General features: G+C 49.6%; 1 protein-coding gene and 1 pseudogene. Both read right to left on the bottom strand.

The window, feature by feature from the left end; genetic code table 11:
- Positions 1-97 precede the first annotated feature (97 nt).
- Complete coding sequence (locus NR177_RS23725; protein ID WP_096011896.1) at positions 98-487, bottom strand: tail fiber assembly protein; 390 nt, start codon at positions 485-487, stop codon at positions 98-100.
- Positions 487-1,118: pseudogene (locus tag NR177_RS23720) on the bottom strand (phage tail protein); the annotation flags it as partial. The pseudogene NR177_RS23720 and the gene NR177_RS23725, both read right to left, overlap by 1 nt.

The following is a 1,118-nucleotide window of genomic DNA, read 5'->3' as shown; positions in this document are numbered from 1 at the left end:
TCTCCCAAACCGAGGTTTATACGATGATTCAGGTTTCTGCATAACCAGAGCTACGGATGCCATAATGACTAAAGCCCGCTATTGCGGGCTTTAGTCATTATGGCTGTATTGGCCATTCAATATCTGGCGTTTTACTGAGATCAATTCGACTCAGCGCAACACGGTAACGTTTCCATTCATCCAGATGTGTGATTTCAATGTTAGTTGCGATACCAATATCAACAGCATCCTGCAACGGTGCTATCGTCCGGCTGGCCAGATCCATTTCAGTATTCAGTCGGCTGCTTGCAATAAAGATGCTTTCTTCCGCTTTAGTCATCGGCGCGGAAAAAACACCATCGCGCAAAATATCATTCACGTTAGGCTGCTGATCCATTGTGCTGATATCCATCCATATCAGCGATGGGTGATAGAGTTCTTTAGGCTCGATGCTAAGTGAAATAATTTCCGCAACGCGTTCTTCTTCAAGACGAACATAGGTTTTCATTAAGAATACTCCTCAACATAAATCACACCGTGAGAGCCAAAATTTCCAATAAAGGGATTTTCCCGAATGCTGCCCCCACCGCCCGTACCGAAAGACATTTGACGGCTGAGCGCTGCGCCTTCCACGCTACGAATAGCACCGCCCCAATAACTCACGCCACCATCACCCGAGCCGCCACGGTAGACATTATTGTTGTCAGATATAACGCCTGGCGCATCACTACCGTCCCCACCCTGGATATTAATGTCGCCGCCAACTGCTATTCCTCCTCGACCTCCATCTGAGCCCATTGTCGGTGTGCCGCCATTGGCTGCTGTAATAATCCCATTGAAGGTGCTGCTTGTAGCCGAAGAGGTATCGTCCCCTCCACGTCCGACGACACCTGTATAGGTTTTAGTGTCGTCAATATCCAGCCATGCGATAGCCGTCGCGCCCGCACCACCACCCGCACCCCGGGATCTATAATTTGAACCCCAGCCTAGATAGCCGTAACCACGAGCGCCGCCGCCAGTGAGCGTGATTTTGATTCGTTTGGTGCCTGACGTGGGTTTGTAGTTCACCGTGCCAGGTAGGGAAAATATTTGTTGGCTTATAAAACGCCCCGAAAACCGTTCCGTCAAACCGAGGTTTT

Origin of the sequence: Pantoea sp. Fr+CA_20, from assembly GCF_024520835.1 — a bacterium.
In the GTDB taxonomy this organism is placed as follows: domain Bacteria; phylum Pseudomonadota; class Gammaproteobacteria; order Enterobacterales; family Enterobacteriaceae; genus Pantoea; species Pantoea allii.
This window is presented reverse-complemented; position numbering and strand designations above follow the sequence as displayed.

Bases quoted from the DNA above. Each gene is read 5' to 3' on its own strand.
- NR177_RS23725 (WP_096011896.1), bottom strand. From the start codon at position 487: ATGAAAACCTATGTTCGTCTTGAAGAAGAACGCGTTGCGGAAATTATT.